The sequence below is a fragment of the Naasia lichenicola genome (assembly GCF_004801885.1).
Taxonomy (GTDB): Bacteria; Actinomycetota; Actinomycetes; order Actinomycetales; family Microbacteriaceae; genus Naasia; species Naasia lichenicola.
The window spans coordinates 527516-549939 of the sequence record NZ_SSSM01000001.1 but is presented as its reverse complement, the minus strand read 5'-3'; the positions used below and the strand labels follow the sequence as shown (position 1 = coordinate 549939).

Here is a 22424-nt window from a genome sequence, read left to right as displayed (position 1 = left end):
CCATCGTGAACGTCCATGGCGGCCCCTCGCGAGCCGCCAGGATCGGATGCCAGGTCTCGTCGCGGCGCACGGTGCTCCCGAACTCGAGCGGCCGGCCCCGCACCTAACGGCCGCCGTACGCGACCGACGGTTCAAATCGTAGATGAAACGTCCGTCACCGTCTCGACTGCCAGTTTCGAACCCGTACCGCTCGTCCATCTGAAGAGATACCTAGCCCGAGTTGCGCCTGAGATGCTGTTATCCGATTGGTGGTTCGGAACGAAGTAGTAGCTTGCGAACTCGACTCGCCAGCCGAGAGCCTCGATCGATTCGAGGTCAGCCGCATCGTCTTTTGCATCCCGGTCGAACTCAAGTTCGAGGAGTCTTCGGCCCTCCCGCGCTGCCGCAGTAGCCTTACCGATGGGAGATGCAGCCCACCTCGCCTCTGCCTTCCGCGATTGAGCCGCGTCGCGTTCTTCGGGTGACTTGAAAAGTCCCATGGCTCCATGATGCGAGATCAGAAGCGAGCCGCTTATCAACCGCACCGTAGGCCTCGGACTCCTAGCCAATGTCTGGCAGGCTCACCGCATGGTGCACATCTCCAAGTGGTGGCTGAAGCTCGACGAGGCGACGCGGGACTACCTACGCGAGCACATCTGCGAGGAGCTGCCGGCCGATATCCGGGCCAACGTGCTGCTTGCGGGCGGACCTGACTTTGGACCAGAAGGATTCTGGCCATTCAGCGATGACGATGGACCGGCCGTGTTCATAACCCCCAAGAAGCCGCAACCGCCGTTTTAGCCGTGATCCTCGGCGGTCAGATGTACAGCTTGCGGGCTCAGTCGTCTACGAGCGAGTTGCACGTCTGAGCAAGCTGAAGCGCAGCCGCCTTCATCGCATCGCCGGCCTCCGTCACCTGCTGCGCGTCCGTCGTCTCCAGGTAGGAGGGCGTGTGGAACGGGTCGCCCCCGCTGCCTTCGTCCCGCCAATTGGTTGCGCCTGACGACTCGACGATATCCGGCGGCACGAAGCGCCTACCTACGTTGGCGACCCAGCGGGTCTGTTCAACCAAGCGGTTCTTGTCAGCGGAAAGCTGTGCGGGCACTGACACGTAGTAGATGTCAGTCGCCAAATCTTCAAACGCAGCCCATCGGAGCTCATCGGTGGAGGTGCCGACGTAGGAGCCCGAAGCGAGATAGTCCTGCAGGGCCTCGGTCTGGGAATTGTTCGCCGCGATCACGTCGGCAATCTCCGTGCATGCCAGCTCCGCTTTGCTCGGCCCCGTCGCGCAGCTTGCCAGCGACGCGACTGCGATGAACGCGACGCCAACGACGAGCAGACGATGATGTCTCATGCCAGCACGGTAAGCGCTGGTGGTCAGCCACTAGGAACCCCTCACCGAGTGACTCGCCATCTGGGTATTTCCGCCTCAATCGATGCTCGAGCGGAGGAGCTTAGATGGCCGTCCGCACGCGACGACCTGAGCTAGGCAGCGTCTCTGAAGATTTGGCGCTGCATCTCCAAATAGCCACGCAAGCTCACCACCGAATTGGCTCGAGGGGCTATGGCTGCAGGCAGCTGCACCGCATTCGCGACGGCAAGCTGCCGTGTGTAGTCCGCAATTAGGTTGACCAAAGTATCCGATCGCTTGGTCGACAAGCCGAGCGTGACCTTGCCACCTGCAGCGGCCGCTATGACGGCGTCGAGGTCAGCGATCAACCGCTCGATGGAGCTTTGTTCAAGCGCGCCCCCTTGTGCAGCTTCCAGATATGCGGCGAACGAGGCGTTGTAGCGGTCAACCAGGGACTGTGCTCTCCTGTGCTTGCGCAGCACTAGGCCCGCAATGCCAGAGATGACCACCACGCCTAACCCCGCGGCAGCGAGCACGTAGGGATTCCTGACGGTGCCCGACATACGACGCGCAGTCTCCCGTCCACTTTGAGTGAGCGGGACTTCTTTCAGGTGTATGACCAGTTGGCCGGCAATGTTCCGGACGACGCCGCCGTAACGGATCAGATCCCCGGTGAGCAAGCCCGCCTGAATCTCGGGGGGAATGACGAAAGCGACTGAGTGAACGGGCACTAGTTCCTCTTTCCCAGGCTCGGCAAACCGCCGGATATGGTCCAGACACTCCCGCCGCCTTTGGTCTTCTTACGCTTCCGCCGATCGGTTCTTGTGAGGCCGTCGATCTTCTGTTTGAGCTGGAGCTTGTCACGAAGAGCCTTGTCGGCCTGCGCCCGCTTCTTGCGAAGTTCCTTGGACCGCTTCTCGCGTTCCTTCGCCGCGGCTTCCTGCACCTTTAGCAGCGCACGCCGCTCTTGGAGTGCCTGCCGCTTTACTGGGTCGGCGAACGGGTTCTCCTGGCCGACAGAGGCACTGCTCGCGGTACGGACGAAGCTGCAAAGGGCGCCACCAATGCGATGGACCTTCACGTGACCATCAGGCAGTAGTCGGACCTCAGCACCGCAGGTCGGGCAGGTGATCAGCACTGGCATGCCCAGATGCTAGGTGAGCCGAGGCCTTAATCTGCGGACCGCCAGCATCCGGTTTGCGGTTCTCGGTGAAAAAACCCATGCGGAAGTTGAAGTGGAAACGGGCGCTAAATGGCACCTAGGTGGCATGGAAACACAGATGGGGCCGGAATCACCAGCCCCATCAGGGTATTTGCAAGTGGGCGATACTGGGATCGAACCAGTGACGCTTGCGTGCCAACGCTCTCGCTCGGCGCGGTTGCGGCGCTGGGTGAGCTTCCAATCGCGAGGGCGGCGCTTTTGTGACCGTAGGCCTGACAAATGGCGGCCCGCGGGCAGGACCTGTGTCCGCCTGTGCTGGCGTGAACTAGACAGTCTCGGATCAGGCATTTTGTCGCCCGCCCTGGGGGTCGACCACCTGTCCGCCCACCCATACGTTGAATTGATCAACGAATTCGGGGGAATCGACGCATGACAGAACAGCTCGCTGTGGCACCCGGCTGGTACCAAGACCCACGCGACGCCGACCTCATCCGCTGGTGGGACGGCGCGGCCTGGTCTCGACAGACCGAGCCCAGGCCGGCTGAGGTCGAGAATCCTGTTGCCACCGGATACGTGGCCCCTACCCAGACGCCCGCGTACCAGGCGCCTGCCTATCAGGCTCCGGGGTTCGAGCTGCCCGCCTACGCCCCTGAGCAAGCGGCCGCCGCTGCGGCGTACGTTCCGATGCAGGTCCGGGTGCCCACGCACGCCCTGTATCAGCGTCCGGCGAAGCGCGGCGACCGCGACCGTGAGGTCCGTCGAGCGAACCCGTTGGCCTGGACCGGCATCGTCCTAGCTCTGGTCGGCATGATCTTCAGCGGCTGGTTCATTCCATCGATCGTGGGCATCATCTTCTCGGCGATCGGGCTGAGCAAGAGCAGCACGCTTGCGCGCACCCGCGGCTTTCCCCTCGGTCGAGGTCACGCCATCGCCGGCCTGATCGTGGGCGGAGCGACGATCGTCCTCGGCGTGATCTTCATCAGCGTCGAGGTCGCCCGACGGCTGCAGTAGCAAGATGCGCGCGGCTCGCGCGTACTCAGCGACGCGCACATCTGATTGGTGCGCGCTGGCATTGCGAGGGAATGTCGTAGGTCCGCTGTTCAATGGGTTTCCTCGAAAAGGAGACCCATGCGCGCGATCGACGAGCCCCGCGACCTCTGCGACGTGTGCGACGTGTGCGGAGCAAACGACTGGATTCCGATCGTCTACGGCTTCCCCGCGGGAGAGCTGTTTGAGAAGGCGGGCCGGGGCGAGGTCAGCCTCGGTGGGTGCATGGTCACCGACGACCAGCCGAGTCTGCGGTGCGGAGTCTGCGGAGCTGACCAGTGAGCGTCCGCGTCGTCCCCGTCGTCGATGCGCCATGGGACGACGTGCGGACAGTATTCGGGACTCGTGGCGACCCATCGAGCTGTTGGTGTCAGTTCTTCAAGGTCGACGCCGCGAACTGGAAGGCAGGTGACCGCACGAGCTTTGAGCGGTCGCTGTGCGACCAGGTCGACGAGGCGCGCGCGGCCAAGGGGGCCGGACCCGGACTGCTGGCCTACTCGGACGATGAGCCCGCCGGCTGGGTGGCGATCGAGCCGCGGGCGGCATATCGGCGGATCGTGACCAAGCCAGCTGTCGCGGATGTCGATCCATCGGTCGGGGCAGACGACACCTGGGTGGTGTCGTGCTTCGTGGTGCGGGTCGGGCAACGGCGGAAGGGCATCGCGTCGACGCTGCTCGCGGGGGCTGTGGAGCATGCACGGGCGAATGGTGCGCGGGTGATCGAGGCGTTTCCCGTCGAGGCGGGGGCCGGGGTCACGAGCGCCGAGTTGTATCACGGACCGTTGTCGGTGTTCGAGGCGGCGGGGTTCGAGGTGCTGGCGCGGCCGAGGGAGCGGCGGGCATTCGTGCGGCTCACTCTGTAGGCGGGCTTCGACGCGGCGCTTCGCGGCCGGCTCAGCCACCGATACCCCGCGAAACGGCAGGGCCATTCACTTCGTGGCCGCGGAGTGACATCGTTGCTGCGTGCAGACGCTTTACGAAGCAGCGGGTGGCAAGGACGGTCTCGTCGCGCTCGCGCGTGCCTGGCACGCGCGAGTGATGGCCGACGAGGTGGTCAGTCACGCTTTCAGCCACGGCTATCACCCGGAGCACGTCGAACGGCTGTCGGCCTACTGGGCCGAGGCGCTCGGCGGTCCCGCGACGTTCTCCGAGTCCGTCGGCGGCGAGACGTCCGTGGTCCGCATGCACAGCGGCAATGGCGAGCACCAGGAAATGGACGAGCGGGCGATCGCCTGCTTCGACCAAGCGCTGACCGATGTGGGAATCGACGAGGACACTCGTTTGCATCGAGTGCTGCGCGACTACTTCAGCTGGGCGACGACGAGCACCATGGCTCGGTATCCGGATTCACCCGATGCGGTGCCGGATGGGCTCGCGATCCCGCGGTGGTCGTGGGACGGGCTGGTCGGCGGGTCTGGGGCGCGCGAAAGCTGAGGACTTCGGACCGCGGGTGGGCGGGCTTCGACACGGGCGCTGCGCGCCCGGCTCAGCCACCGGGTGGGTGCGAGGGCCTCGATACGGGCGCAGGCGGTCCGCTCGACCAACGAGGTGGGGCGCGGGGTCTGGGATGATGAGGGCGTGCTTGAGGATGCGGAACTCGCCTCTGCGATGACGCAGAACAGCGACGCCGTGCTGTGGCTCGAAGCCACCAGCGGCACCGAAGCCTCGTTCGCCGCACTCTTCCGGCGCCATCAGACGCGGGTCTTCCGCAAGGCATACGCCCGCGTGCAGGACGTCGCGGACGCCGAGGACATCGTCGCGATCGTCTTCCTCGAAGCGTGGCGTAATCGTGCCAAAGTGCGCATCGTCGAGGGATCGATCCTGCCCTGGCTGCTCACGGTCACCACCTACGTCACCCTGAACACCGCCCGTTCCGCCCGTCGTTACCGGCGGCTGCTCCACAGCGTGCACGACTCGACGAAGACGGCGGATCCGACGAGCGCCGTCGACGAGCGAATCGACCGCGAGCTCATGGGTGCCTCCATAAGTCGAGCAATGCAGAGCTTGTCGAGGAATGATCAGATAGTCCTCGAGCTGTGCCTCGTCGAGGAGATGCCGCTGGCCGCGGCGGCCGCTGTGCTCGACATCCCCATCGGCACGGTCAAGTCCCGCCTGCATCGCGCTCGCGAGAGGCTACAGAAGCATCTGCAGTCCAGCCCCGATTTCGCCCAACACGCCCTCATCAACCTGGTGCCGGAGGAGAACGCATGACCCGCTCCCCCGAATCCGGGCCCACGATGCGTCCGGACCGCGTCGACGCCATCGAGGCGATGCTGCTCGAGAACGTCCGCACAAGCCCACAGACCGAATCGCACACGCGTCGACGCCGGATCGCCATCGTGTCCGTGCTCGCAGGCTCGCTCGTGCTTGCGGGGACGACCGCCGGTGCAGTGCTGCTGAACGGGCAGACCGTCACCGACAAGACCATCGTGCAGTGTGCCAGCAGTGCGGAGCGGAATGCCGACGGGAGCCTGCCCGGGTCTGCCAGCGCTATCAGCGCAGACAGCGTCGGGGCCGGCCGGATCGATGACGCGATCGCCGTCTGCTCCGACATGTGGCGGCAGGGCGTGCTTCAGCCCGGGTTCGACCCGGTCGCCACCCCTAATGGGTCTGGAACGGTGCCGGACGACCTCACGGTGTGCGTGATGTCCGATGGAAGCGCCGCCGTGGTCCCTGGTCGGGCCGGCATCTGCGAATCGATCGGGCTCGCACCAATCGAGCCGTGAGGTCGTCCGGGCGCTACCCGGGCGGGCTTCGATACGGCGCTGCCTTCGGCGGGCGCCTACTCAGCCACCGAATGGGCGGCGGCCTCCGCTGACGAACTCAGCCGTACAGGCCGGTCTGACGGAAGATGATCGACTTGACCTGATCGTTCCAGGAGCCGATGCTGGCGCAGTTCGGGGTGCAGTTCAGCCTGCTGCCCCCGTAGCTGGTCGCCGTGTAGAGCGTGAGCCAGCAGGTCGAGCTGCCCTTGGCGGAGCTGATGCTGTTGTCCCAGCCCGACGAGAGGGTCGGAAACCCGTGCGTCGTCCCGTTGCAGTCGCTGCTCGCGAACAGGGTCAGGCTGCTGCCGCCGTAGTTGATGTCCTTGTAGACGACGCCCAGAACGACCGAAGCGGCGGCGACCGAGGCTCCCGATCCGCGCCCGGCATTCGCGGACTCCTCGATGTACGCCTCGACCTCCTCCTCGGTGAAGAAGCAGACGGGCTGCAGGTCGGCGGTGTCGGAATCCGTGGTTGTCTCAGTGTCGTCGGACGGGACTTCGATTGCGCAGTGCTCGACGGTTCTGGTGCGATCCGCGACCGCCGCTGTGGCCGGTGCCGCCACCAGACTCAGCTGGATCAGCAGGACCGCCGCGGTCGCGGCGATCATTCGTGTTCTTTTCACGTGCATCCCTCTCATCGGTGGAGGCGAGAGGTTCGCCTCCAGCAGAGGGATGTCCGAGCGGGCTGACGCGGTTCCGGAAATGCCGTGCGACAGACGGCTTTTTGCGGGGCTGCGGCGTGTTCCGAGAAAAAGGGAACCCGACCGCTTCAGCCGGACATCTCCGTGGTGAGGGGTGCTGTGGCTGTTCCCGAACAGGGCGGAGTCGTTACCCCTCGACGGGACGCGGGCACCCTCGCGTTGGACCTGAGAGGCGGAGCATGCACTACATCCGATACGCGGGCGAAGACCTCCTCGTCACCGACGAGGTGGCGGTGGCGCTGATGAACTACGTCCTCACGCTCTCTCGCATGGGGAGGTCGGACGTAGTGAGCGTGCCTACGCTCAGCACCACGGGGAGCACTCAGACGGTGAGCATCCATCTGCACCCGACGGTCGACATCTCGAGTCGGCGGGTCGAGGAGCCGGAAAGCGAGCTGCACCCCGCGCCGGACTTCGTGGCGGAAATGCTGCTGCGGTCGGCTGGGGTGGATGGGGGCAACGAGGTCACGGGAGGGTGAGGCGGGCGTCTAAGGGCCGTTTTGAAGGCCGGCCGCGTGAGCTCGGTGCTTCGGCAGCCGGTCTCGAGACGGCCCTGCCTTCGGCGGGGGCCTCCTCGACCAACGAAAGAGGCGGGGGCCTCCTCGACCAACGCAACTCCGGTGGCTGAGCCGGGCGCGCAGCGCGCCTGTCGAAGCCCGGCCGAGTGGGCCTCGATACGGCCCTGCCTTCGGCGTGGGCCTACTCGACCAACGAAAGAGGCGGCGGGCATCCTCGACCAAGGCAACAACACCGGTGGCTGAGCCGGGCGCGTAGCGGCCGTGTCGAAGCCCGGTTGCCGGGGTTGTACTTGCGGCAACCGGCCTCGATACGGCCCTGCCTTCGGCGGGGGCCTACTCGACCAACGGGTGGGGTGGAGCTACTTGCGAGGGGCGAGCGCGGAGCGCAGGTCGGCCTTGCGGATCTTGCCTGTGGCTGTGCGTGGGAGTTCGTCCACGACCAGGACGTTGCGGGGCAGCTTGTAGCGGGCCAGTTTGCCGTCCAGGTGGGCCCGGACCGACTCCGTGGTCGGCACCGAGTCGCCGACAACCGTCAGCACGGCCCACGGGACCTCGCCCCATTGGTCGTCGGGCACGCCGATGACGGCGACACCGGTCACGCCCTCGATGTCGTTGATGAGGTTCTCGACCTCCGCCGGATAGATGTTCTCGCCGCCCGAGATGATCATGTCCTTCAGCCGATCGGAGATGAATAGGTAGCCGTCCGAGTCGAGGTAGCCGAGGTCACCCGATCGGTACCAGCCGTCGGGCGAGAACGCGGCCGCGGTGGCGTCCGGCAGCCCGTGGTAGCCGGAGAAGACGTTCGGACCGGTGATCTCGATCTCCCCCACCGTCCCCACCGGCGCCGGGGTGCCGGTTTCATCCGTGACCCGCACCGAGGTGAAGAAGTGCGCCAGTCCGACGCTGCCCTGCTTGGCCCGCGTCATGGTCGGCGCGAGTGACGTGGCACCCGGGGAGGTCTCGGTCATCCCGTAGCCCTGCGAGAACGACAGGCCGCGCTCCTCATACGCGTTGAGGATGCGCGTCGGGACCGCAGATCCGCCGCAGGTGAGCTTCGCCAGGGTGGACACATCGGTGGTGGCCCAGTCGGGATGATCCGCCATCAGCTGGTAGGTCGTCGGCACTCCGCTCAGCATCGTGACGCCGTAGCGCTGGATCAGTCCGAGCGCCCGGCCGGCGTCGAAGCCGCGCTCGAGCACGAGCGTCGCGCCCTTGAGCACTGCCGGCAGCAGGCCCATGCCGAGCGAGGCGACATGGAACAGCGGCGAGATCATGAGTGCGACGTCCGTCGAGACGATGTCGTAGTCGACCAGGGTGTTGAGTGCGACCCAGGTGAGGTTCTGGTGCGAGAGGACGGCGCCTTTCGCTCGACCCGTGGTTCCGGAGGTGTAGATGATCGCCGCGGGATCGCTGAGCGACCGACCGGTGACCGCCGGGGCCGGACGAGCGTCGACGAGAAGCTCGTTCAGGCCGGGCCGGCCATCCTGACCATCTCCGGTGACGATGGCGGTCAGCTCGGCGGATGCCGCGATCGCGGGTTCGACCCGTGCGAAGAAGTCGGGCTCATGGATGAGCAGCCGTGCTCCGGAGTCCGAGATGACGTGCGCGACCTCGGGCGGTGCGAGGCGGGTGTTGATCGGCACGAAGACGGCACCCACCTGCATCGCACCGAACAGCACCTGGACGAACTCGGGGCTGTTCTCCCCCATGAAGGCGACGCGGTCCCCCGGGTGGATGCCCGAAGACCACAGCAGACCCGCCACCCGATCGGCGCCGTCGGCGAGCTGGCCGTACGTCATCGACGAGCCCTCGCCGAAGATCAGCGCGATCTTGGCGGGCGTCTTGGCGCGGCGGGTGGCCATCCAGCCACCGAGTCCGTCGTCATACATGGGTCCTCCTCGTCGAGGGTTGCGAGAGTGGCGCTCAGCGCTGTGTGCGCAGGTTCGTCAGGCGTGCCGCGCCAGTCGGGCGCGGGCGGTCAGGCGTAGAAGCGGTACAGGCCGCGCGCGACGAGGGCCGGCTTGCTGCCGCCCTCGATCTCGATGGTCTGGTCGACCGCGAACTGGTAGCCGCCCTTGACCTCGGTCACCTCGGCGATGACCGCGGTCATCCGTACCTTGGATCCGACCGTCACGGGCGAGACGAAGCGCACCTTGTCGAGGCCGTAGTTGACCTTAGTGGTGACATCGGTGAGGTCGAACAACTCGGACCAGAACTTGACGGCCAGCGACAGGGTGAGGAAGCCGTGGGCGATCGGGGTGCCGAAGGGGCCGTCCTTCGCGCGCTCGGGGTCGACGTGGATCCACTGGTGGTCGTCGGTGGCGTCGGCGAAGAGATTGATCCGGTCCTGGGTGACCTCGAGCCACTCGGTGTAGCCGAGTTCGGTGCCGGCGAGGCCCGCGGCGTCGGAGTAGGCGATCGTGGTGGTCATGGTGTGCCTTTCGGGGTGAGGTTCGAAGTAGGTGAGAGCCTGCGGCTCACGTGAGTCCGAGCAGCCGGGCGGCGTTGTCCCGCATGATGCCGGGCATCACCTCGGGCTTGAGCGCGGTCTTCGCGGCGTCGTCGATCCAGCGGTCCGGCGTCAGCATCGGGTAGTCCGAGCCGAACAGCACGCGCCGCTTGAGGATGGTGTTGGCGTAGCGCACCAGCTCGGCCGGGAAGTACTTGGGGCTCCAGCCAGAGAGGTCGATCCAGGTGTTCGACTTGTGGGTCGCGACCGAGAGGGCCTCCTCCTGCCAGGGCACGGAGGGGTGGGCCATGATGATCTGCAGCTCGGGGAAGTCCGCCGCGACCGGGTCGAGCAGGATCGGGTTCGAGAGGCCGAGCCGGAAGCCGTAACCGCCGGGCAGGCCCGCGCCGATCCCCGTCTGACCGGTGTGGAACAGCGCGACCATGCCGAGCTCCTGCAGCGCCGCGTACAGCGGGTAGTAGGTCTCGTCGCTCGGGTCGAAGCCCTGCACGGTCGGGTGGAACTTGAAGCCCTTGACGCCGCTCTCCCCCACGAGCCGGCGTGCCGACTCGATCGCCGCCGCGCCCTGCAACGGGTCGACGGAGCCGAATGGGATCAGCACATCGTTGTTGCGCAGGGCACCGGTCGCGATGTCGGCGCTGGAGATGGCGGGGTGGCCGAGCCGGGTGGTCGCGTCGACGGTGAAGACCACGGCCGCCATCTTGCGCTCGCGGTAGTAGCTCGCGACGCCGTCGAGGTCGGTCTGCAGTCCGCTGGCGCTGAAGTACTTCGCGGCGGCCTCGCGGAGCTCGCCCGGCAGGGAGGAGTGCCCGTGATCGTCGGTCTCGATGTGCACGTGGACATCGATCGCGGTGAGCGAGTCGACGTCGATCGCGGCTTCGTAGCGAGTCATCGGCGGCGGGGCTCAGGCCGTGGGTGCGGGGCGCTGGAGGTCGTCGGGCAGGGGCGGGAACTTCTCCCCCACCGTCTGCAGCTGCGAGCCGAACTCGACCGGGAACGACTCCTCGAGAGCCTCGGTGCTCCAGCCGCCGTCGTGGTACGCGGTGACCACTGCCTCGGGGTGCGACCAGAGCTGCAGGCGGTCGCCGCCCACGCCGATGGCCTGGCCGGTCACGTCTGCCGCGGCGTCGGAGGCGAGGTAAGCGACGAGGCCGGCGACGTCGTCGGACGTTCCGAAGCCCAGGTCGTGGCGGAAGAAGGCGGGCATGGCCTCACCCGCGGCGTCCGCCTCGACGGCCGCGGCGAAGTACGGCACGGTGGCCGTCATGGCCGTGGCGGCGACGGGGATGACGGCGTTGGCGGTGATGCCGGCTCGCTTGAGCTCGAGCGCCCAGGTGCGCACCATGCCGACGATGCCGGCCTTGGCGGCCGAGTAGTTGGTCTGGCCGAAGTTGCCGCGCTGACCGGTGGGCGATCCGATGCAGATGATCCGTCCGCCGCTGTTCTGCTCGCGCATCTGCAGCACGGCCTCGCGGACGGCGGTGAAAGTGCCCCGGAGGTGCACGTTGATCACGGTGTCGAAGTCGTCGTCGCTCATCTTCCAGAGCACGGTGTCGCGGAGGACGCCGGCGTTGGTGACGAGGATGTCGAGGCGGCCGTAGTTCTCGACGGCTGCCGCGACGAGCGCCTTCGCGGTCTCGGTGGATCCGACGGGCGCGACGACGGCGACGGCGCGGCCTCCGGCGGCTTCGATGGAGGACACCGCGTCGGCGGCGGTCTGCGCGTCGACGTCGTTGATGACGACGGCAGCGCCCTGTCGCGCCAGCTCGGCGGCGTAGGCCAGCCCGAGGCCGCGGCCCGATCCTGTGACGATCGCGACCTTGCCATCCAGCGCCATGAGCACTCCTTCGTGTGTGGTTCTCGCCCGTGGAAATGGGGCGGGTGGATCAGTTGTCCAGGGACGGCGGGCATCTCGCTGCCCGCCGCGATTCATTCCTACGCACAATCGTTGAACAAGTCAATGATTTAGTTCGGCAATTCATCTAGGATCGCCCCGTGAAGAGCAGCCGGGACGTCGCAGGTGATTCGGGCGCGTCCGCGACGGATCGGATGCGGGCATCCGCGCTGAAGGACGACGTCAGCTTCCTCCTCGCGCGGGCCAACGCGCTGTCGCTGTCGGCCGGTCACGCGGCGCTCGCTCCGTTCAATCTGCGGGTGCGGTCCTACTCGATCCTCGCTCTGGTGGCGGATGACATCCGTCCCTCGCAGCGCGACATCGCCGAGCATCTGCGGCTGGATCCCAGCCAGGTCGTATCGCTGATCGACGACCTGCAGACCCGCGGGCTCGTCAAGCGCGACCCCGATCCCACGGACCGCCGCACCAATGTCGTCGTGATGACGGACGAGGGCCGCGAGCTGTTCCGCTCGGCCCACGACGCGGTCCGGGCCGCCGAGCGGGACCTGCACTCCCACCTCTCCCCCGACCAGCGCGAGCGCTTGAGCGAGCTCCTGCTCCTGGTGGCCTTCCCGGACTGAGGCTTCGCCCTGCTCCCATCACCCGTTGGTCGAGTAGGTGGCGCAGCGACCGTATCGAGGCCCGTGCGACCGCGGGCTTCGACGCGGGCGCTTCGCGGCCCGGCTCGGCCACCGGACATCTCCCCGTCGGTCGAGTAGGTCGCCCCGCGACCGTATCGAGGCCTTTAGACCGAGGGCTTCGACGCGAGCGCTTCGCGGCCCGGCTCAGCCACCGGACATCACGCCGTTGGTCGAGTAGGTCGCCCCGCGACCGTATCGAGGTCCCTGCGATCCAGGGCCTCGATACGGGCGCTTCGCGGCCCGGCTCAGCCACCGAACATCTCCCCGTTGGTCGAGTAGGTCGCCCCGCGACCGTATCGAGGCCCTTTCGATCGTGGGCTTCGACGCGGGCGCTTGCGGCCCGGCTCAGTCACCGGAGCGCTTCGTCCGCTCGGTTGGACGTGCCGTTCAGGCTCGAGAGGCAGGCTGGATATCCCGAATCCTCAGAGCAGGGAGTGCAGATGCCCAAGGCAGTCCGATTCAGCAACTACGGCGGAGTGGAAGTCCTCGATGTCGTCGAGGTGGATGACGCACCGGTCGACGATGACTACGTGAAGGTCTCCGTCGTCTCCGCCGGGATCAACCCCGGTGAGATCGGCATCCGCGAGGGTGCGATGGCCGACCGCTATCCGGCGACCTTCCCGTCCGGGCAGGGCAGCGACTTCGCGGGGATCGTCGCGGCGGTGGGCGCCAACGTCACCGATGTCTCGGTCGGCGACGAGGTGATCGGGTTCTCCGACTGGCGCAATTCGCAGTCCGAGTTCGTCGTCGTGCCGAGCGACCACGTCATCCCCAAGCCGGCCGCGGTGGACTGGGATACCGCCGGGTCGCTGTACGTCGCCGGAACCACCGCGATCGCGTGCATCAAGACGGTCCAGCCGAAGGCGGGCGAGACGCTGGTGGTCGCCGGAGCGGCAGGAGGCGTCGGCGTGCTCGTGACGCAGCTGGCGTTGAATGCGGGAGCGAAGGTCATCGCCACCGCCGGCGAGTCCAATCATGACTACCTGCGCCAGCTCGGCGCCGTTCCGGTTACCTACGGCGATGGCCTGGAGGATCGGATCCGGGCGGCCGCGCCCGATGGGATCGACGCGTTCGTCGATGCGCACGGATCGGGCAACGTGCAGCTGGCCGTCGACCTCGGGGTGACCCGGGACCGGATCAATACGATCGCCGACTTCGCCGCGATCGAGCAGCTCCGCGTCAAGGGGAACGGGATGGCGACGGTCGATTCGCGATCCGCCCTCCTCGACCTCGCGGAGCGGTTCGCCGCGGGAAAGCTGACGCTGCCGGTGTACGCGCGCTATCCGCTGCGCGAGGTGCGCGCGGCGTATGCGCGACTGGCCGAGCGGCACGGGCTCGGCAAGATCGTCCTCGAGGTGCGTCCGCCGCTGTGATGCGGCAGGAGGGCTTCGACGCGGGCGCTTCGCGGCCCGGCTCAGCCACCGGGATTCCAGGAGGGCTTCGACGCGGGCGCTTCGCGGCCCGGCTCTGCCACCGGAAGTTCCGTTGGTCGAGTAGGTCGCTCTGCGACCGTATCGAGGCCCTGTGATCGAGGACATCGATACGGCGCTCGCCCGCCTACTCGACCAGCCGAATGGGCGCTAGGCGGTGAGGTTGGCCTCGAGGTCGTCGAGGAGGCTCAGGTGGGTCGGCGTCCAGCCGAGCTGAGCCTGCGTGTAGGCACTCGATGACGGCTGGTCCGTGGCAAAGATCTCCCCCAGCGGCCCGAACGACTCCTCTGGAAGCTGCTGAACAGGCAGCCCCAGCTTGCGTCCGATGACCGCCGCGATGTCCTTCACCGCGTCACCCTCGTCGCCGACGGCGTGCCACGAGGTTCCGGCCGGCGCCTTCTCGAGAGCGAGACGGAACAGTACCGCCGCATCGAGCGCGTGGACGGCCGGCCAGCGCTGAGCGCCGTCGCCCGGGTAGCCCGAGACGCCCGACTGACGGGCGATCTGCGTGAGCAGGCCGGCGAATCCGCCCGTTCCGTTGTTGTGCACGGTCCGCGGCATCCGAATCGCAGACGTCCGCACGCCTCGCTCGGCCAGGGCGAGGGTCGCGGTGACGGTCCGTCCGCGTCCGCCGACGATGCCGTCGGTGGGCAGCGGATCCGACTCCGTCGACGACCGACCCGGAATCCATGGCGTGCCCGAGACGACCGCGAAGGGCCTGTCGCTGCCGGCGAATATCTCGCCGATGGCCGTGATCGCGTTGGTCTCCTCGACGATCGACGCGGTGACGGCCTCGGTGCTGCTGAAGTCGTTGCTGAACGCGAGATGGATCGCCCCGTCGGACTGCTCGACTGCGCGGCGGATGACGTCGAGCGCGCTGAGGTCGCCGCGGACGACCGAGGCTCCGGCCTGCTGGGCCGCTGCTGCCGATGAATCGGAACGGGTGAGGGCGAGCACGGAATGGCCGGCGCCGAGAAGCTCGGCGGTGACGGCCGAGCCGATGAGACCGGTGCCGCCGGTGATGAAGATCTGCATGGGGAACCTCCGGGGAGTGATGGGACTGTTGTCTCATCACGCTAACACCTGATGGGACTTGTGTCGCATCACCTAGGATGGGACGCATGGGACGCTGGGAGCCGGACGCGCGGGGACGACTCGTGCTCGCCGCCGTCGACCTGTTCACCGAGCAGGGCTACGACGAGACGACGGTCGCGCAGATCGCCGAACGCGCCGGCGTGACCCGGAGCACCTTCTTCCGCCACTTTCCCGACAAGCGCGAACTGCTGGTCGCCGGGCAGGAGACGCTGAGCCGGCTGCTGGCCGACGGCATCACCGAAGCGCCCCCGGAGGCCAGCGCGCTGGACGCCGTGACTGCTGGCTTGATCCGCGCGTCGGAGGCGATGGGCCCCATGAATCACGAGCTCGGTCCGCGCATCACGGCGGCGGTCGCATCGAGCACCGAGCTGCAGGAGCGCAGCATGCTCAAGAGCGTCGGGCTCGCGGAGGCGATGGCCGATGCGTTGAGGTCGCGAGGAGTTCCGGACGCTGTCGCCCGGCTCGCGGCGGAGATGGGCGTCCTCGCCTTCCATCATGGCTTCGAGGAGTGGTCGGCGAGCACGGACGACGACGGCGCCTCGCTCGTTCGCCGGACCACGGCTGCACTCGACGAGCTTCGAGCGGCCGCCGCGACGCTCAGCTAGCTGCGCATCCCTCGTCCTCTCGCAGCGCGGGGCCAGCGGCCAACCTACGCACGCTCCTGCTCGACAGCGCCACGAGCGTTGCCGATCCGATGAGACCCGCACAGCCCAAGAGCGTTCGCTCTGATCCGACCAGCTGGGCGATCGGGCCGACGACCGCCTCGCCGATCGGGACCGCGATGAACGAGCCGACCATGTCGTACGAGTAGACCCTTGCCAGCACCTCGCGTCGGATGTTGCCTTGCAGCGATTGATCCCAGGCGATCGCGAATATCTCGATCGCGACTCCTCCCAAGGCGAACGTCACGATCAGAGCCGGTAGGGCGGGGAGGACTCCAAGCGTCGCCACCGGGATGCCGGTAACAGCCATGAGGCCGACCGCGATGCCGAGGGGCCGAGAAGGTCGCCAGCGGAGAGCGAGAACCGCCCCCAACACGAGACCGGCGGTCTGTGCGGCGACGACGAGGCCCCATGCCGCCCGCCCGAAGGTCCGGTCGGCGACGACGGGACCCAATACCGTCGTCGCTCCGACGAATGCGGCGTTCAGGACGGCGAACTGCGCCACGACGATCCAGACCCACCGTCTGCTCGAGAACTCGCTCCACCCTTCGACGAGATCGGAGAGCACCGAGGATCGTGGACCGGCGGTCTGCGGCGGTGTTGCAGAAGCACGCATCCGAGAGAAGAGCGCACCTGCAAGGGCGAAGCCGGCGGCATCGACGACCAACCCCAGCCGGGACCGACGAGCCCGACAAGGGCGGCCCCCAGCGACGCTCCTACTATCGTTCCTGCGTTGAGGCTGAGGCGGAGGAGAGCGTTGGCTGGGCGCAGCAGTTGCGGCGGTACGGTGTCGGGGATTAGGGCCGCCGATGCGGGCAGGCTGACGGCGGCGACCGCTCCGTTCAGCACGCTCAGCACGACGAGCCCCGGGATGGTGGCCGAGCCGGTGAGCACCAGTGCAGCGACGGCGAACTGGGTTGCAGCGGCCGCGATCGAGGTTCCCACGAGGATCAGGCTGCGCGGGAGCCGGTCGGCGATCACTCCCCCTAGCAAGAGGATGGCGACGCTCGCGACGGATCGTGCGGCGACCACCAATCCCAGATCGGCGGGCGATCCGGTGAGGTCGAGCACGGCGAACGCCAACGCGATCGGCGCGGCGGCGTTGCCGAGTACGGCGGTCGTCCGGGCAGCGAGCAGCCATCGGAATGCGGCATGGGCCAGCGGTCCTCGCGCCCCTCGTGTCCGATTCGTCCTCTCGGTGCTCGACCGGCCGGTCATGGTCGCCGCAGGGCGAACAGCGCCGCAGTCATCGACACCGGCTGAGTTCCGGGCGTTCGCGGTGGCTTCGCCGCTGCATGCAGCAGGGCCGACGCGTCGCCTACGTGCTTGACGACGCGTCGCCAGATCTCCGGATCTACCCAGAGCTCCGCGTCGGTCGAGACCTGCGGGCCATCGATGCGATGCGGTGCCCGGCGCCTGAGCTCCTCGACGATGGCGTCGATGTTGGCGGCGTTCTCTTCCTCGGTCTCCGATCCAGGCGGCCGCGACGCGTCGACATCGAATGGGTGAGCGGACGACCGGTGCCGATAGCGCTTCGCATCGCCCCCGCGCAGACGGACGGTCTCCACCACCGTGACGAGACCGACCCTTTCGAGCACGCGGAGGTGATAGCTGGCGCTCGCCTGGGAGAGCCCGAGTTCGCGGCCGGCCTCTGCCGCGCTCATGGCCGCGCCAGTCAGGAGCGACAGGAGCCTCAGGCGAATCGGGTGCGCGGTGGCGCGAAGGTCATCCAAGGTCGACATCGCGCCATGCTCGCATCGTTCGGCTCATCCATCAAAGGTGTCTTTGGGGGTGAGTGCGTTCGGAGCTTCGTGCACGCGTGGCAGGCTTCGTCAGTCGCCCGATCTGCCGTTCGTAGGTTCTCACAGTGAATCGTCGAAAACTCTGTTTTGCCGAGGCCGGTGAGTTGCCCACTTCTGCTGCTCAAGCCGCTTCATCAGCGGTTCCGATGTCGGAGGGTGGGTGTTCGATGTAGTCATGAGCGAAGCACCGACCGGTCCCGAGGAGTCCCCCGCGGACGCCTCTGGTGAGTCCGGTGCGGCGGCCCGCAGTCGCTCCGCTGAGAACGGAATCCCCGTCCGGTCGTCGTGGTTGCCTTCAGCCGACCCGCTCGACCAGAAGCTCGAGATGGTGATCTGGGCCTCGCACAGCAGGCACTCGGCCGCCGCGTTCGAGCTGCAGCAGATGGATGAGTTCCGCAAGGCGTGGCAGGAGCGCTACGGCCTGATCGACGGCGACGAGAGCGACCCCAAGTGGCGCTCGCTGATCTGGCAGCTCTCGGCGGAGTTCAACCTGCCCAAGAGCACCGTCGAGAACAAGCTCGGCATGGCCAAGGTGCTCCTCGCATTCTTCCCGTCGACCTTCACCAGGATGCGATCGGGCGTGGTCACCGAACAGCACGCCAAGGTGCTCGTCGACTACCTCGGCGGTCTGCCCGACCAGGTGCGCATCGACCTCGAGGCGCAGTTGCTTCCTCATGCCGAGAAGCTCACCCTCCGCAAGTTCGAGAAGAAGGTGCGGAACGCAGTCGAGATCCGCGAGCCCGAGAAGATGGAGGAGCGACACGAAGAGGCGATGAAGGACCGGGACTGCTGGGTCGACGACCAGCGAGACGGCATGGCCACCTTCTCCGTGACGATGTCCGCCGTCGACGCCTACGCCGCGTTTGACGTCACCAACGCGCAGGCGCAGGCGCTCAAGGCGAAGGCTGGCGACGAAGAGGCACGGGGCGTCGGCGAGATCCGCTCTGATGTGGTGCGCGACATGCTCCTCGATCGCGATGCGCAGCTGTCGGTCACCGAAGAGGGTGACGAGGTCCGCGATGTGAAGCGGTCCGCACGCGGAATCGTCCCCACGGTCTCGATCACCGTTCCGGTCCTCACGGCAATCGAGCTGGCCAAGGGCGGCGACACGGCCGGAAAGCGGCTCACCCCAGCGGTTCTCGAAGGATACGGACCGATCGCCCCCTCGATGGCGGTCAAGATCGCCCGCGCCACGTCCGGATTCACTCGGATCCTGACCGACCCGCACTACGGAACGCCGATCTCGATCGGCACAGACCGATATCGGCCGCCCGCCGAGATGCGGGCCGCCGTCATCTGGGCCGACGGCACCTGCCGAGCAGTCGGCTGCAATCGTCGCGCCAAGGACTGCGACCTGGACCACACGACTCCGGCCAGCGAGGGCGGCCCGACCGAACTGGCGAACCTCACCGCGCTCTGTCCACCCGATCATGAGCTCAAGCACCATGGCGGCTGGACGATGATCCCTGCGCCCGATTACAGCCGCAAGATCTACTGGGTCTCACCACTCGGCCGGATCTACGACACCGAGCCCGAGTACCTGCTTCCGCTCGAAGACCCGGCGACCACTCTCACCTGCATGGACCCCGCGTGGGTGCACGACGACCACGACACCAACGCCGTCGCCGACCCCGACTTCATCCCGTTCTAGGCGGTTCCGTCAAGGTTCAGCGGTGAGACTGCCTACGCCTCGAGCTCGCTCGACTGGAACCAGGGCGGGTAGACGGCGAGCTTGGGCGCCGCTCCCCCGACCTCGCGGATCATGTCCTTGACCTTCGACTTGACGGGCTCGTTCGGCAGGCCGATCAGCACCACGTCGCTCAGCGGATACGAGCCGGGTGCGAACACCTCGGGCTGCAGCAGATCCGGATCCTCGCTCATCGTGCGACGAGTCAAGGCCGATCCGGCACTGACCCCGACGCCGATGCGAGCCAGCACATGGGTGACATCCCGATCGCTGAACACGATTTCGGGGCCGATGGCTCCGATGGTCCCGACCAGCACGACGAATTCGGTGAGTGAGGCCTTGCGGGCGGCGGGCGACCAGCGAGCCTGCGAGGCGCCGGTGCGGATCTCCTCCCACCACGCGGCATCCGGCGAGAGCGCGAACGGCACGAAGTTGCCGAGCGGCTCGCCGGGGACGATCTCCATGGTGCCGCGAATCTCGCGATCCTCGGGGCGGAGCAGATCGAGGTCGGGCTTGGCGCCCGCCTTGATGGCGCCGTCGTGCAGGATCGACTCGAGGTTGCTCAGGTGGGTGACGTGATAGACCCGACGGTTCTGGAAGGTGACCGGGTCGACGGGAGTCGTGGCACGGCCGGTTCCTGCGGCCCGAGGCTTGACCGTCGAGCGGCGAACGGGCGCCTTGACGGCGCCGACGAGCAGCGACTCAGGCACGACCCGCGGGAAGCAGATGTCGCAGAAGCCGTCTTCGAAACCGTGGATGCACTCCGCCAACTGCGATCTTCCCCTTTGCGGTGCCTATTGCACCTCTTCCACGTTACGGGAGTTGCGGGCACCTGGCGCACTTCAGTTGGGAATCGTTGACGGGTTGTCACCTAATCCGCGCGGTCCGTCCGATCAGTTCTCGCAGCCGACCCCGCCATCGTCCGAGTCGAGTCCATAGATATCGGAGCCGACGACCTGAAACGGCCCCTGCGCATACGAGGGACCGTTGCCGCTGCCTCCCGCGCAATCGACGTCCGTGTCGATGGGCACGCACGCGCCCTCGTAGTTCGGATCACAGCCGTCGTTGGCCGTAGGCGGCGAAGCGGGAGCCTCCGCGACGGGCGGTTGAACCACGGGCGCCGCGACCACTGGGGCGGGCGCGACATAGGAGCCGATCGCGGTCACCTGATCGATCGGCGACGTGGTGATGGTGTCGCTGACCAGCTCGCGCGACGTCTCCTTCCCGTCCAGGTACATCACTCGGAAGCGCTGCGTCCGCACTCCGTTCACTCCGGTCATGAGGACGGTCGTCGCTCCGACCGCCAGATTCGGGTCGTCGACCTCCGACGACGAGAACGGGATGCCCTCCGTGACGTCGACCATCTCCACGCTCGCCACTGGAGTGGACGTCGAGCGCGGGGTGGGGGCAGACGCGGCGAATCCAATGGGCTCGTCGTCGCCCGCGACAGATGCGAGCCCGTTGCCCGAGTTGACTGCGGCGTTCGCGACGGCGCTGATTACCAGGATCGCCGCCGCTCCCCCGACGACGGAGAGGATGAATCGCTTGCTGGGACGTCGGGTCGGATCGCGTCGATGCTCGGAGCGCTGCTCAGGTGTGGTCGCCGAAGCCGTCACCGGTGCGATCGATGCCACCGACCGTGAGCCCGCGAGCGAAGCGGCCTGCGCCCGGTGCGCATTCGGCGACCTCGCCGACTCGGGCTCGATCGGAAGGACCGGCTCTGCTCGCGCAGGGGCGACCGGTCGGCTCGCTTCCGGGATCTGAGGCGACTCCGGCACCGCGATGTGCGCGGTCCAGTGCGCGCCGCTCCACCAGCGCAGGTGCGCAGGATTCTTGGGATCGGTGTACCACCCGGCGGGCACGGTCACTGCCGCTCCTCATCGAACCTCTTGGGGACTGCGCCCAGAGTGGCGGACGGGCTATCCGCGCGGCAAGGGGATCGTGGAATACGGCGGCGCGGCAGCCAGAACTGGAGCAGTCCCACGCCTAATCGGCCTAGGCGCTATCCCGGGGAGGGCATGAAGGCGGCGTCAGGCGAACGCCCTACGCTTCCGACTCGTGATCATCCTCTTCGGCACCCGAGCGAGCATCGTCAATCTGCTGGTGGTGACCTTCGTCTGCAACTTCTGCGGCCAGAACGTCCGCCAGCAGGTCTACAAGCGGGTGAACAGGTTCACGGTCTTCTTCATCCCGCTGTTCCCGCTGTCGACCAAGCACTTCGTCACCTGTTCGAACTGCGGCGGCACGACCGCGCTCACGCCCGAGCAGGCGAACAACGCACTGAGTAGGGCGGGTCAGCAGGGCGCGATCTGACCCGTCGCAATCCCGTCGGGGTTCAGCGGCGATGCTCCTCCGCCACCGAGTTGCCGCCGTCGATCACGACGAGCTGTCCCGTCACGTACGAGGCGCCCGGTGTGCAGAGCCAGCTGATCGCCGAGCCGACCTCTGCCGAGGTGCCGCTGCGGCCCATCGGGACGAGGGTCCCCTCGATCGCCTCCGTCTCGAGCTGCGACGCGGTCGCGATCCACCCCGGCGCGACCGCATTTGCGGTGATGCCGTGGGTGGCCTCGTCGACGGCGAGTGCACGAGTCAGGCCGAGCAGCCCCGCCTTTGCGGCCGAATAGGCCACATCTCCGCGGAGCGCCTGTACGGCGCCGGACGTGCTCGCGACATTGACGACGCGGCCCCATCCCCGTTCCCGCATCGCCGGTATGCAGAGCCGCGTGACGAGGAATGCGCTGGTCAGGTTCATGGCCAGCCCGCGCTGCCACTCATCGGCGCCCATCGTGATGTCGCCCGACGCCATGCCATCGTCGTCGCCGACCATCACCATTCCGGCGTTGTTGACGAGGATGTCCGGGCGCAGGTCAAGCCGATCCAGTTCGGAGGCGAAACGGTCGACCAGCGATGCCTCTTCCAGGCGGGCGATCACGCCGGTCGCCGAGATGCCCGCCGACTCCAGCTCGGCCACGCGATCCTGGATGCGATCCGTGGTCGAGGTGATGATCACGTGTGCCCCCAGCTCCCCGAGCGCGGTCGCCGTGGCGAAGCCGATCCCCTCTGCGCTGCCCGCTCCGGTGACCAGAGCGACGCGGCCGGTCAGGTCCATGCTCGAGGGAAGATCCACCTCGTCACGCTATCGGCAGGGCGCGCGGCACCCCACCGAATCGAGGCGCAGTCCTAGGGTGGGGATTCCGTCGGCACCCCGCCGACGATCACAG

Annotated in this window: 29 protein-coding genes; 13 read left to right on the top strand and 16 right to left on the bottom strand. The window is 67.3% G+C overall.

Translation table 11 applies throughout. The features are described 5' to 3' along the window. Positions 1–131 precede the first annotated feature (131 nt). Positions 132–479, bottom strand: coding sequence for a hypothetical protein (locus E6C64_RS02605; protein ID WP_136426042.1), 348 nt, complete (start codon positions 477–479; stop codon positions 132–134). A gap of 88 nt (positions 480–567) precedes the next feature. Here E6C64_RS02605 and E6C64_RS02600 point away from each other — a divergent pair, with 88 nt between their 5' ends. Further along, entirely contained in the window at positions 568–780 is a 213-nt protein-coding gene (locus tag E6C64_RS02600) for a hypothetical protein (protein WP_136426041.1), read from the top strand. Positions 781–817: 37 nt separating this feature from the next. Here the strand turns inward: E6C64_RS02600 and E6C64_RS02595 are convergent, their stop codons facing one another. The 3 genes from E6C64_RS02595 to E6C64_RS02585 form a co-directional block, all read right to left on the bottom strand. Beyond that, complete coding sequence (locus tag E6C64_RS02595) at positions 818–1333, bottom strand: hypothetical protein (protein WP_136426040.1); 516 nt, start codon at positions 1331–1333, stop codon at positions 818–820. Between the two features lie 131 nt (positions 1334–1464). Beyond that, complete coding sequence (locus tag E6C64_RS02590) at positions 1465–2061, bottom strand: hypothetical protein (protein WP_136426039.1); 597 nt, start codon at positions 2059–2061, stop codon at positions 1465–1467. Beyond that, positions 2061–2474, bottom strand: a complete 414-nt coding sequence (locus E6C64_RS02585; protein WP_136426038.1) for a hypothetical protein — start codon at positions 2472–2474, stop codon at positions 2061–2063. Before E6C64_RS02585 ends, E6C64_RS02590 begins: the two co-directional genes overlap by 1 nt. Positions 2475–2921: 447 nt before the next feature. Between E6C64_RS02585 and E6C64_RS02580 the strand changes: the two genes are divergently transcribed. The 6 genes from E6C64_RS02580 to E6C64_RS02555 all read left to right on the top strand — a co-directional run bounded on the left by E6C64_RS02580 (position 2922) and on the right by E6C64_RS02555 (position 6265). Further along, positions 2922–3503: a DUF2510 domain-containing protein gene (locus E6C64_RS02580; protein ID WP_136426037.1), complete on the top strand. Its 582-nt coding sequence runs from the start codon at positions 2922–2924 to the stop codon at positions 3501–3503. A gap of 117 nt (positions 3504–3620) precedes the next feature. Beyond that, positions 3621–3821, top strand: coding sequence for a hypothetical protein (locus tag E6C64_RS02575; protein ID WP_136426036.1), 201 nt, complete (start codon positions 3621–3623; stop codon positions 3819–3821). Then, a complete protein-coding gene (locus tag E6C64_RS02570) occupies positions 3818–4402 on the top strand; it encodes a GNAT family N-acetyltransferase (protein ID WP_136426035.1) in 585 nt (194 codons plus the stop codon). The genes E6C64_RS02575 and E6C64_RS02570 overlap by 4 nt, the downstream gene beginning before the upstream one ends. Positions 4403–4502: 100 nt before the next feature. After that, on the top strand, positions 4503–4973 hold the full coding sequence (locus E6C64_RS02565) for a group II truncated hemoglobin (protein WP_136426034.1): 471 nt from the start codon (positions 4503–4505) through the stop codon (positions 4971–4973). Between the two features lie 144 nt (positions 4974–5117). Then, complete coding sequence (locus E6C64_RS02560; RefSeq protein WP_136426033.1) at positions 5118–5750, top strand: RNA polymerase sigma factor; 633 nt, start codon at positions 5118–5120, stop codon at positions 5748–5750. Beyond that, positions 5747–6265 carry a hypothetical protein gene (locus E6C64_RS02555; protein ID WP_136426032.1) on the top strand — a complete coding sequence of 173 codons (519 nt, stop codon included), beginning with the start codon at positions 5747–5749 and terminating at the stop codon, positions 6263–6265. Before E6C64_RS02560 ends, E6C64_RS02555 begins: the two co-directional genes overlap by 4 nt. Positions 6266–6362: 97 nt before the next feature. On the opposite strand, the gene E6C64_RS02550 is transcribed toward E6C64_RS02555, so the two are convergent. Continuing rightward, positions 6363–6911 (bottom strand): peptidase inhibitor family I36 protein, encoded by a 549-nt coding sequence (locus E6C64_RS02550; RefSeq protein ID WP_158437708.1) that lies wholly within the window; start codon positions 6909–6911, stop codon positions 6363–6365. Between the two features lie 272 nt (positions 6912–7183). Between E6C64_RS02550 and E6C64_RS02545 the strand changes: the two genes are divergently transcribed. Beyond that, positions 7184–7483 carry a hypothetical protein gene (locus tag E6C64_RS02545; protein ID WP_136426030.1) on the top strand — a complete coding sequence of 100 codons (300 nt, stop codon included), beginning with the start codon at positions 7184–7186 and terminating at the stop codon, positions 7481–7483. Between the two features lie 398 nt (positions 7484–7881). Here the strand turns inward: E6C64_RS02545 and E6C64_RS02540 are convergent, their stop codons facing one another. The 4 genes from E6C64_RS02540 to E6C64_RS02525 all read right to left on the bottom strand — a co-directional run bounded on the left by E6C64_RS02540 (position 7882) and on the right by E6C64_RS02525 (position 11829). Next, a complete protein-coding gene (locus E6C64_RS02540) occupies positions 7882–9411 on the bottom strand; it encodes an acyl-CoA synthetase (RefSeq protein WP_136426029.1) in 1530 nt (509 codons plus the stop codon). Positions 9412–9500: 89 nt separating this feature from the next. After that, positions 9501–9953, bottom strand: coding sequence for a MaoC family dehydratase (locus E6C64_RS02535; protein WP_136426028.1), 453 nt, complete (start codon positions 9951–9953; stop codon positions 9501–9503). Positions 9954–9999: 46 nt separating this feature from the next. After that, on the bottom strand, positions 10000–10884 hold the full coding sequence (locus E6C64_RS02530) for an amidohydrolase family protein (RefSeq protein ID WP_136426027.1): 885 nt from the start codon (positions 10882–10884) through the stop codon (positions 10000–10002). Positions 10885–10896: 12 nt separating this feature from the next. After that, positions 10897–11829: an SDR family NAD(P)-dependent oxidoreductase gene (locus E6C64_RS02525; RefSeq protein ID WP_136426026.1), complete on the bottom strand. Its 933-nt coding sequence runs from the start codon at positions 11827–11829 to the stop codon at positions 10897–10899. A 158-nt stretch (positions 11830–11987) separates the two neighbouring features. Between E6C64_RS02525 and E6C64_RS02520 the strand changes: the two genes are divergently transcribed. After that, positions 11988–12467, top strand: a complete 480-nt coding sequence (locus E6C64_RS02520) for a MarR family winged helix-turn-helix transcriptional regulator (RefSeq protein WP_233255419.1) — start codon at positions 11988–11990, stop codon at positions 12465–12467. A gap of 500 nt (positions 12468–12967) precedes the next feature. After that, positions 12968–13900, top strand: a complete 933-nt coding sequence (locus tag E6C64_RS02515; protein ID WP_136426025.1) for an NADP-dependent oxidoreductase — start codon at positions 12968–12970, stop codon at positions 13898–13900. 207 nt (positions 13901–14107) lie between these two features. On the opposite strand, the gene E6C64_RS02510 is transcribed toward E6C64_RS02515, so the two are convergent. Beyond that, complete coding sequence (locus tag E6C64_RS02510; RefSeq protein ID WP_136426024.1) at positions 14108–14992, bottom strand: SDR family oxidoreductase; 885 nt, start codon at positions 14990–14992, stop codon at positions 14108–14110. Between the two features lie 86 nt (positions 14993–15078). Here E6C64_RS02510 and E6C64_RS02505 point away from each other — a divergent pair, with 86 nt between their 5' ends. Next, entirely contained in the window at positions 15079–15657 is a 579-nt protein-coding gene (locus tag E6C64_RS02505; RefSeq protein WP_136426023.1) for a TetR/AcrR family transcriptional regulator, read from the top strand. On the opposite strand, the gene E6C64_RS19330 is transcribed toward E6C64_RS02505, so the two are convergent. From E6C64_RS19330 to E6C64_RS02495, 3 genes are read right to left on the bottom strand one after another with little or no spacing between them, the layout of a single operon-like run. Continuing rightward, positions 15650–16219: an MFS transporter gene (locus E6C64_RS19330; protein ID WP_233255418.1), complete on the bottom strand. Its 570-nt coding sequence runs from the start codon at positions 16217–16219 to the stop codon at positions 15650–15652. The two genes, E6C64_RS02505 and E6C64_RS19330, sit on opposite strands and share 8 nt — an antisense overlap. Continuing rightward, on the bottom strand, positions 16198–16932 hold the full coding sequence (locus E6C64_RS19325) for an MFS transporter (protein ID WP_233255417.1): 735 nt from the start codon (positions 16930–16932) through the stop codon (positions 16198–16200). The genes E6C64_RS19330 and E6C64_RS19325 overlap by 22 nt, the downstream gene beginning before the upstream one ends. Further along, on the bottom strand, positions 16929–17456 hold the full coding sequence (locus E6C64_RS02495; protein WP_136426022.1) for an ArsR/SmtB family transcription factor: 528 nt from the start codon (positions 17454–17456) through the stop codon (positions 16929–16931). The genes E6C64_RS19325 and E6C64_RS02495 overlap by 4 nt, the downstream gene beginning before the upstream one ends. A 235-nt stretch (positions 17457–17691) precedes the next feature. Between E6C64_RS02495 and E6C64_RS02490 the strand changes: the two genes are divergently transcribed. Further along, positions 17692–19167 carry an HNH endonuclease signature motif containing protein gene (locus E6C64_RS02490; protein ID WP_136426021.1) on the top strand — a complete coding sequence of 492 codons (1476 nt, stop codon included), beginning with the start codon at positions 17692–17694 and terminating at the stop codon, positions 19165–19167. A gap of 32 nt (positions 19168–19199) precedes the next feature. Here the strand turns inward: E6C64_RS02490 and E6C64_RS02485 are convergent, their stop codons facing one another. Both E6C64_RS02485 and E6C64_RS02480 read right to left on the bottom strand, forming a co-directional pair. Continuing rightward, a complete protein-coding gene (locus E6C64_RS02485) occupies positions 19200–19973 on the bottom strand; it encodes a DarT ssDNA thymidine ADP-ribosyltransferase family protein (RefSeq protein WP_136426020.1) in 774 nt (257 codons plus the stop codon). A gap of 123 nt (positions 19974–20096) precedes the next feature. Beyond that, positions 20097–21071 carry a G5 domain-containing protein gene (locus E6C64_RS02480; protein ID WP_136426019.1) on the bottom strand — a complete coding sequence of 325 codons (975 nt, stop codon included), beginning with the start codon at positions 21069–21071 and terminating at the stop codon, positions 20097–20099. Between the two features lie 190 nt (positions 21072–21261). On the opposite strand from E6C64_RS02480, the gene E6C64_RS02475 reads away from it, so the two are divergent. Further along, positions 21262–21516 (top strand): zinc-ribbon domain-containing protein, encoded by a 255-nt coding sequence (locus E6C64_RS02475; RefSeq protein WP_136426018.1) that lies wholly within the window; start codon positions 21262–21264, stop codon positions 21514–21516. A gap of 22 nt (positions 21517–21538) precedes the next feature. On the opposite strand, the gene E6C64_RS02470 is transcribed toward E6C64_RS02475, so the two are convergent. Further along, complete coding sequence (locus E6C64_RS02470) at positions 21539–22330, bottom strand: SDR family NAD(P)-dependent oxidoreductase (protein WP_233255416.1); 792 nt, start codon at positions 22328–22330, stop codon at positions 21539–21541. Between the last annotated feature and the right edge of the window lie 94 nt (positions 22331–22424).

Excerpts from the sequence above, each read along its gene's own strand:
- E6C64_RS02515 (WP_136426025.1), top strand. The coding sequence starts at position 12,968 with ATGCCCAAGGCAGTCCGATTCAGCAACTACGGCGGAGTGGAAGTCCTC.
- E6C64_RS02550 (WP_158437708.1), bottom strand. The coding sequence starts at position 6,911 with ATGATCGCCGCGACCGCGGCGGTCCTGCTGATCCAGCTGAGTCTGGTG.
- E6C64_RS02585 (WP_136426038.1), bottom strand. The coding sequence starts at position 2,474 with ATGCCAGTGCTGATCACCTGCCCGACCTGCGGTGCTGAGGTCCGACTA.
- E6C64_RS02545 (WP_136426030.1), top strand. The coding sequence starts at position 7,184 with ATGCACTACATCCGATACGCGGGCGAAGACCTCCTCGTCACCGACGAG.
- E6C64_RS02505 (WP_136426023.1), top strand. The coding sequence starts at position 15,079 with ATGGGACGCTGGGAGCCGGACGCGCGGGGACGACTCGTGCTCGCCGCC.
- E6C64_RS02555 (WP_136426032.1), top strand. The coding sequence starts at position 5,747 with ATGACCCGCTCCCCCGAATCCGGGCCCACGATGCGTCCGGACCGCGTC.
- E6C64_RS02595 (WP_136426040.1), bottom strand. The coding sequence starts at position 1,333 with ATGAGACATCATCGTCTGCTCGTCGTTGGCGTCGCGTTCATCGCAGTC.
- E6C64_RS02580 (WP_136426037.1), top strand. The coding sequence starts at position 2,922 with ATGACAGAACAGCTCGCTGTGGCACCCGGCTGGTACCAAGACCCACGC.
- E6C64_RS02605 (WP_136426042.1), bottom strand. The coding sequence starts at position 479 with ATGGGACTTTTCAAGTCACCCGAAGAACGCGACGCGGCTCAATCGCGG.
- E6C64_RS02510 (WP_136426024.1), bottom strand. The coding sequence starts at position 14,992 with ATGCAGATCTTCATCACCGGCGGCACCGGTCTCATCGGCTCGGCCGTC.
- E6C64_RS02575 (WP_136426036.1), top strand. The coding sequence starts at position 3,621 with ATGCGCGCGATCGACGAGCCCCGCGACCTCTGCGACGTGTGCGACGTG.
- E6C64_RS19325 (WP_233255417.1), bottom strand. The coding sequence starts at position 16,932 with ATGACCGGCCGGTCGAGCACCGAGAGGACGAATCGGACACGAGGGGCG.
- E6C64_RS02535 (WP_136426028.1), bottom strand. The coding sequence starts at position 9,953 with ATGACCACCACGATCGCCTACTCCGACGCCGCGGGCCTCGCCGGCACC.
- E6C64_RS02525 (WP_136426026.1), bottom strand. The coding sequence starts at position 11,829 with ATGGCGCTGGATGGCAAGGTCGCGATCGTCACAGGATCGGGCCGCGGC.
- E6C64_RS02495 (WP_136426022.1), bottom strand. The coding sequence starts at position 17,456 with ATGTCGACCTTGGATGACCTTCGCGCCACCGCGCACCCGATTCGCCTG.
- E6C64_RS02540 (WP_136426029.1), bottom strand. The coding sequence starts at position 9,411 with ATGTATGACGACGGACTCGGTGGCTGGATGGCCACCCGCCGCGCCAAG.
- E6C64_RS02530 (WP_136426027.1), bottom strand. The coding sequence starts at position 10,884 with ATGACTCGCTACGAAGCCGCGATCGACGTCGACTCGCTCACCGCGATC.
- E6C64_RS02490 (WP_136426021.1), top strand. The coding sequence starts at position 17,692 with ATGAGCGAAGCACCGACCGGTCCCGAGGAGTCCCCCGCGGACGCCTCT.
- E6C64_RS02600 (WP_136426041.1), top strand. The coding sequence starts at position 568 with ATGGTGCACATCTCCAAGTGGTGGCTGAAGCTCGACGAGGCGACGCGG.